Annotated in this window: 7 protein-coding genes; 2 read left to right on the plus strand and 5 right to left on the minus strand. The window is 68.2% G+C overall.

Translation table 11 applies throughout. The features are described 5' to 3' along the window. Positions 1–255: 255 nt before the first annotated feature. The 5 genes from ABZ570_RS33060 to ABZ570_RS33080 form a co-directional block, all read right to left on the minus strand. A complete protein-coding gene (locus tag ABZ570_RS33060; protein WP_358071970.1) occupies positions 256–1,470 on the minus strand; it encodes a hypothetical protein in 1,215 nt (404 codons plus the stop codon). After that, positions 1,467–1,964 (minus strand): SigE family RNA polymerase sigma factor, encoded by a 498-nt coding sequence (locus tag ABZ570_RS33065; protein ID WP_358071972.1) that lies wholly within the window; start codon positions 1,962–1,964, stop codon positions 1,467–1,469. The genes ABZ570_RS33060 and ABZ570_RS33065 overlap by 4 nt, the downstream gene beginning before the upstream one ends. Positions 1,965–2,431: 467 nt before the next feature. Next, positions 2,432–3,595, minus strand: a complete 1,164-nt coding sequence (locus tag ABZ570_RS33070) for an IS110 family transposase (protein ID WP_358071974.1) — start codon at positions 3,593–3,595, stop codon at positions 2,432–2,434. Positions 3,596–3,916: 321 nt separating this feature from the next. Continuing rightward, on the minus strand, positions 3,917–4,831 hold the full coding sequence (locus ABZ570_RS33075) for an aminoglycoside phosphotransferase family protein (RefSeq protein WP_358071976.1): 915 nt from the start codon (positions 4,829–4,831) through the stop codon (positions 3,917–3,919). 46 nt (positions 4,832–4,877) lie between these two features. Then, positions 4,878–5,426 carry a hypothetical protein gene (locus ABZ570_RS33080; protein ID WP_358071978.1) on the minus strand — a complete coding sequence of 183 codons (549 nt, stop codon included), beginning with the start codon at positions 5,424–5,426 and terminating at the stop codon, positions 4,878–4,880. 130 nt (positions 5,427–5,556) lie between these two features. Between ABZ570_RS33080 and ABZ570_RS33085 the strand changes: the two genes are divergently transcribed. Then, the gene (locus ABZ570_RS33085; protein WP_358071980.1) at positions 5,557–5,730 is read left to right on the plus strand and encodes a hypothetical protein; all 174 of its coding nucleotides are present in this window, start codon (positions 5,557–5,559) and stop codon (positions 5,728–5,730) included. Between the two features lie 351 nt (positions 5,731–6,081). Further along, positions 6,082–6,720: a hypothetical protein gene (locus tag ABZ570_RS33090; RefSeq protein ID WP_358071982.1), complete on the plus strand. Its 639-nt coding sequence runs from the start codon at positions 6,082–6,084 to the stop codon at positions 6,718–6,720. Positions 6,721–7,064 lie beyond the last annotated feature (344 nt).

The raw sequence follows: 7,064 nt of genomic DNA on the forward strand, positions 1-7,064 counted from the left end.
TCGTGCCAGCCCGCGGTCTCGGCCGTGACCGCGTCCACATCGCCGCGTTCAGCATTTTAACGAGGCCACCGACCGCGTATGCGGTTCGCCGCCGCGTTGTAAAGGCCGGGCGAGCGCGCGCTCCTGTGCGTCTACAGCAAGATGGACGTTTGCCGGCGCACGGGCAGTGCAACCGTGCTGGAACGATGCCATCTTGTCCCCCGTCACAGCGTGCCCGGCAGCGAGGCTGGCTCGGAGCCGACGCCCGTCCGCTGGTCAGAGGCGCAGCTCCGTCCAGGTCCGCCGGTCGGGGGAGTGGAAGTACGGTGGCTCTCGGCCGCTCTCGCCGCTGCCGGCCAGGAACCGTGCGCCGATACGGGCGGAGGGACGCACCTCTGCGGCGATGACGGGTACGAACCGGTCGCCGTTCCCCTTCAGCGTGTAGCTCCGGCCGGTCAGGATGTCGAAGATGGTGAGTCCGCCGTCGGCCTCGGGGCTGGCCATCAGTCCGAGGTCTTCGGACGGTTTGGTAACCGGGGCGGTCAGCGGCTCCCAATGCCGTCCGTCGTCCGCGGTTCGCCAGAGCCGGTAGCCGTATGCGTCCACCAGGAAGGCGGTGCGGCCGTCGTAGACGGCGAGCCGGCCTGTCGTGCGATGCGGACGGCCCGGCTCGGCCAGCTCCGCGGGCAGCGGGACCTGTTTCCACGAACGTCCCCGATCGCGGCTGACGAACAACCACGACCGGTCGTCGTCACTGCCTTCGACCCAGGCGCTTCCATCGGTGCCGACCGTGACGTCGGTCATCGACTCGGTCAGCGGTGCGACCGGCGGCGTGGCCAACCGTGCCGAGCGGCCGTCGGGTAGCAGCACCACGATCCCGATCGGAGCGCCGGCGTTGCTCTCGACCTGCGCCAGCCCGTTGACTGGGATGCTGTCCACAACGCCGTCTGGGCGCGGCGACGGCTGAGTCCAGGTGGCACCGGCATCGGTGGTGAACCAGCGCCGATCGCCGTCGTAGCCATCCAGGGCTGCCCGGGACGCGTCGAGCACCCGGAGGGAGACCCTGGGGTCCGCGCCCTCATCGGCGTTCGGATAGGTCAGGTCCGGCACTTGGTGCGCCTGCCAGCTCCTACCCCCGTCGGACGTGTTTGCCAACCACACACCGCAGACGGTTGCGGCGGCCGGACACGACGACGCCAAGGCGAAGCCGTGATCGGCGTCCACGAAGTGGACCTGCGGCTGGCCTGCGACGGCCAGGTTCACGGGTGGCGTCACCGCCGGCGGCCAGGACGGAGATCCGCCTATGGTGAGGACGGTGCCCATGACGATCGCGAGCACGCCCAGGGCACCGGCGGCGGCGCTGATTCCGTTGCGCCGCCGACGTCGGGACACCCGGCGCAGCATGCCGACCGCGTCGAGCTGCGGCAGTGCGGCCAGGTGCTGGAGCTCTTCGCGCAATAGCGGCTCGAGGCCGGCATCCATGTCGTTCATCGCTGCTCCCTTTGGGCCTCGAAAACCAGATGGCGCCGCAGCGTGGCCAGACCACGCTGGCGCAGCGAGCGCACCGTGGCGGGGCGTCGCCCGATGAGGGCGGCTATCTCCTGGTCAGGCAGGTCGTCGAGATAGCCGAGCACAAGGACCGCCCGCTGCGCGGGTGGCAACCCGGCCAGCGCGCGGCGCAGCAGGTCGCGGGAGTCGACCGACGGATACTGGTCCGGCCCAGCCCAATCCTCCGACAGCGGCACCATCCGCGGCCTCCGCACCAGACCGCGCCACGCGCTCAGGTAGGTGTGCAACATGACCTTGCGGGTGTACGCAGCGGGATTGCCGTCGGCACGTACGCGCCGCCAAGCCCGGGACACCTTGACCAGCGTGTCCTGAACCAGATCCTCGCCCGCGTGTGCCGACCCGGCCAGCGCGTTGGCGTACCGGCTGAGCATGGGCAGGCTCGCGTGGACAAACTCATCGAACGACTCCTCCGGCACCAGGCGCCACCTCCATTCTCCTTCTACTCCGTCGACGGCCGATCCGTTGCACCCGCGAACCACGATTCGTCGATGCCGTCGCAGCGTGGGCCGCTCCGACCGCGGAGCCGGTAACACCGGCAAAATCCCAGTCCCGTACAAACTGCTGGACGAGCTCGCGTCATCACCGGGCTGACGCAAGCCGAACGGCTTGTCCTGGACGGTTTGATGTACAGGGACCATGTTGATCCACATCTCTCCGTAGAACCGGGATCCACCCAACTGGTCCAGCAGCTTCTGTGCCTCCTTCTTGGTCGTGAAGGCCCCGCCTGGAAGCGCGACCCGGGCTCACGCTCGTCCGTGTACTCGACCAACCACACAATGGCCGGCTGCCGGTAACCGGGTGGAGGTGATGCGCTGGCATCCGTCACGATGCCGATGGTGCCAGAACGGCCACTCGGCCCGTACTCTCATGGCACCCCTTTATGTCAAGGCGTCGCTGACACCAAGGGTTTAGGCTGGCTGGTGGCGGGTCCGGGAAGTGGCTTGTCCGAAGGGCCGATGTCCGGGGTCAGGTCGGTCACGCTGGATTGCAGAGTCGTCCCCGAGTGCCCTCCCGGGTCCGCCGCATCGCGTCTCCTCTGGTCGGCGACCATGCGGGCGTAGACCACGTTGGAGAGGCGCCGCTTCAGGGCGCGCATGGCTTCCATGGAGGTCTTCCCGGCGGCTTTCTTCGCGTCGAAGTAGGCGCGGCCCTGCGTGCGGTTGCGCAGCTGGACCACGGCCATGATGTGCAGCGTGCGGTTGATCCGCCGGTTGCCGGCGCGGGAGAGCCGGTGACGCTTCTGGTCACCGGAGGAGGCGTCCAGGGGTGCGGTGCCGTTCCAGGAGGCGAACCGATCGCGGTCGGCGAACCGGCTGATGTCTCCGACGTCTGCCAGCAGCCGGGCGGCCCCGGCGGGGCCGATACCGTGCAGCTCCATCAGCGTCGAGCTGCGGGCGACCACCAGGGCCTTCAAATCCTTGTCCGCGGCCTTGATCTTCTTGTCGATGCCCTCGAGTTCACCGATCAGCTCGACGGCGAGGCGACGTCTGGTCTTGCCCACGATGTCGCGGGGTCTGACCGTCGCGATCAACGCGCGGGCCTGCGCCGCGGACAGGAACTTCTTCGCCCCGCCGGGTAACAGTTCCAGCAGCAACCGGTGCAGCCGGTTGATGGTCTGGGTGCGGGCGCGGCCCAGCTCGTCACGCCGGTCGGCGAGCATGCCCATCACCTGCAGGTCCGGGTCAACCTGAACCTGCACCAGATTCGGGCTGTGTAGCGCCACCATCGCCACCGAGTGCGCATCCACCGGGTCGGTTTTGCGGCCGTTGCCGGTGGCGAACACCCGCACCTGCGCCGACAGTTTCGCGGGAACGTCGAGCACCGTCTCACCGTCGTGGACCAGGCGGTGGGCGATGTGCTTGCCGATGCCGTTGCAGCCCTCGACCGCCCAGACCCGATCGGCGTACTTGCGGCCGGCGGCGAGCATGTCGGCGTAGCCGGCCTTGTCGGTGCCGTACCTGCCCGTAGCCAGCACCCGACCGCGTTCGTCAACGACCTCGATGGTGGCGGAACGCTTGTGCGGGTCCATCCCGATGATCACGCGCATCAGCGCCTCCCTTGGCTGAACTCGACGGAGTTGTCAGCAAGGAGGGCACCGCTACTTCGAGCAGAACAAACCCCTTTCCAGCCACTCCTCGCGCGGCGCCCGGCGAGACCGCAGGCCATGAGAGAGCCACACCAATGACACCGGTGGGCAGCCGCAATGTGGGAGCGTCTCGCCGGGCACCTGGACCGAGTCTGGCCGGACATCGATCCTGGACCAAGTCTCTAAGTAGCCGCGATCCGCGTATGGCGCTGCCTCAGGATTGGGCCCGCCTCGGCGTCCGCTCATGCCGACGTGGTGTGGTCACGCTTGATGATCGCCGGGTCAGCGGATTGTGGCGATGAGGCGTTGCAGGGCGGCGTGGGCGGGTGGGCCCCAGGTGGGCTTGCCGCCGGGGCGGCCGTGGACGCCGTCGTCGCCGATGAGGATGCCGCCGAGGGCGTGTGCCGTCGCCCAGCCGCGGGCGCGGCGCATGGTGGCGGTGTCCGGGGTCGGCTGGTAGGCCGTGTAGAAGTGGTCGGTGGTGTCGTCCGGTAGCAGGAGCCACACGGCGGCGAGGTCGTATGCCGGGTCGCCCGCGCAGAGGTCGCCGAAGTCGATCACGCCGCAGAAGGTGCCGTCGGCGGTGAGGACGTTGGCCGGGTGCAGGTCGGCGTGCAGCCATAGCGCCGGGCCCGTCCACGCAGGCGCGGTGACCGCGTCGTGCCAGACGGCGCGGACGGCGTCCGGGTTGTTGATCAGCCCTCGGTCGGTGGCGGAGGTGAGCGCGTTGGCGAATCCCTCGGTTCGGTCGGTCAGAGGCCCGCCGCGGTCTCGGCCTGCGGGCGCGTCGCTGGGGGCGGGGTGGTGAAGAGCCGTCAGGAAACTGGCCAAGGATTTGGCCGCGTCTGCGGCTCGCGTGACGGGGGTCCGGTCGGCGGGTGTGCCCGGAACCCAGGTGGTGATGAGCCAGGGCCGAGGGAACCGTTCGGAGGGCTCGCCGAGTCGCTGCGGGACGGGGATTGGCAGCGGAAGTCGCGGGGCCAGCGTGGGCAGCCAGGAGTGTTCCTTGCGGAGCAGCGCGTCCGCGGAGCCGGTCGCCCAGGGAAGCCGGACGGCCAGGTCGTCCCCGAGCCGCCACAGTTGGTTGTCCCAGCCGCGCGCGCCCAGCCGAACCGGGCGATCGGCGAGGTCGGGGTGCTGGTCGCGCACCAGATCCCGGACCAGCTCCGCGGTGATCTCGATCTCGCCGTGGGTCATGCGGAGCAACAGTAGCCCTGAGATGCCGCTGTTCACCCGACAGCCCTCACTCGCCGGGAACCGATGGTGGTAGTCCGTAAATGCCAGTCGTAGTCACGGTGGCATCGTTGATCGTGGTGGGATCGATGCTCCAGCGACCAGCCATCGCCATCACGTCGGATTCGGACGGCGTCGTGGCGTACCAGTCTGTCCACTCCTCGTCCGACCAGTGTTCCCACCCGGGCTCCGTACCACGTATGCCGATACCCAACTCGACTTCATCGGCTGTCGGATCACCGAGGAACAGCGGCACCTCGCCTCGCTCGCCGATGAAGCAGTACGCACGCAGCAGCTCACCATCCATGGCCCGAGCCCAGGCGTGATAATCCGGGACTCGCTCGTTGGCGAAAAACTGCACCTCGCCCAGGCAGCGGCTGAGCCTCCTGAGCCAGGCGGGAAAGGGCGGCTCGGTCGCGTCGAACCCCGCCGGCACGTGCAGCCGGCCATGGGCGAGGGTCCAACCTGGTACCGGCGCGGCAACATACACACCATACCGGTATGCCCGGTCGGTGCCGGCGGCCCAATCGAGAATCTCCCGGTAGTACAGCTCAAGCACATCCGCGACCTCGTCAGGGGTTCGGTCTCGGACCGCCAGCCACGAGGTCTTATAACCAAACCCGGCCACGCTGCCATGATCCCAGAGGCCTGTTCACGCGAACAGTTCGGCGGTCGACAGCCTGCCCGAGGTGATCACCGCGGCGGTCGTCGCCGACCTGGACTGGTCCGTGGTGGCCGTGCTCGCGCTCGGGTCCATCGGCGGCGGCTACGTGGGCTCTCGGATCGGGCGCCGGCTCCCACCAACAATGCTGCGTACTCTCATTGTCGTTGCGGGGGCCGTCGCCGCCGTGGCCCTCGCCTGAGCGACAAACGACGTCGGAGGCTCACGGAGCAGCACTCGCCGGGCGGCGGTCCGGGGGTTGGCAGCCGCCGATTGCGACCGCCCATTCCTGGACGATCCACCGGCCCTGTACTTGCAGCAGCAAGGCCCGTCCCGGCAACAACCTGGCCCATCCAGCAACTTCTCGTGATCCGCCATGCGTCCGGATCTGCCGCTCTGGGCGTGCTGTCGTTCATCGCCGCTGGTGGCGCACGGTGAAGTTCGGCTGCCTTTCCTGCTCCCGCTTCCGGTGCCGCACCTGCCGAGTCCCGGCACAGAGGCCGGGCAACAAACCCGGTATCGCGGCGTTCGCTGATCGACCATGCTCGACAGCATGGCCGACACCATGCGGGCATGGCGCAGCACGTCCCTGGCCCGAACCATCGGCGAGATCGAGGCGGAACTCGACCTGGCCTGGGCGCGTCTGCTCAGCGAGTTGGACGTCGCCCCCGGCTCTCCCGACGAGACGGCGCTGAGCTGGCTCGTGGTCGAAAATCCCGCAGAGCATGACTGGCGCATCATCGATGCCGCGCTCGACCGCCTGACGTGCACGGAGTGCGGATCCACCCTCACCAAGGGGCCGGCAACCTGTCAACGGTGCACCTACCACCATGGGTTGCGCTTCGCGGCCCGAGAGGTGGACCGGCCTAACGTGCCGGCCGGCAACGAACACGCTATCCGTGTCTCCTTCGCCGTCGCCCGCAACCGAACTCGGTACTCCGCGCGCACGAGTCGGCTACGAACTCGTCCTGCCCGATCTCGTCGCCGGCAACCTGCCCACTACGAAACAAGCCCAGGCAGCAAAAGCCTCGATCAACAAACTGACACCCGAGGAATGCGAGCAGGTCGCCACCTTCACAGACGTCGAGGAACTCACACGGACCCGCTGACGAGCCACCACAAAGCGAAGATGCCGGGTCTCAGGACCTGCTTGACAGATCAGTATCAGGACGTGGGTGACACATCCGGCTAAAAAGCTCTTGGACGTGAGGGTAGTCAATGGCTGCGAGGCGGCCCGGTCCGTTGACTCAGCGCCGGGGCTGGCGTTGTTGCACAATCGAGGGCGGATGCGCCGTGACGGCTTTCGATGAGCGGGAGGGGTGAACGTGATTCGAGAACGAGTGCGGCACGAGTTGCAACGGCAGCCCCGGTGGTGGCCTTGGGTGATGCTGGTGTCGACGGCAGGCACCTTCGCTGCGCTGCTGCTCAGCGGCCCGAGCCATCGGCTCGGTGGCCCGGTGCTGTACTTCGTTGCGCTGTGTCCCTCTGTGTCAGCCTTGGTGAAGGCAGGTTAACCTGCTGAAACGTTGACCCGTG

Source organism: Micromonospora sp. NPDC007271 (assembly GCF_040634005.1).
Taxonomy (GTDB): Bacteria; Actinomycetota; Actinomycetes; order Mycobacteriales; family Micromonosporaceae; genus Micromonospora.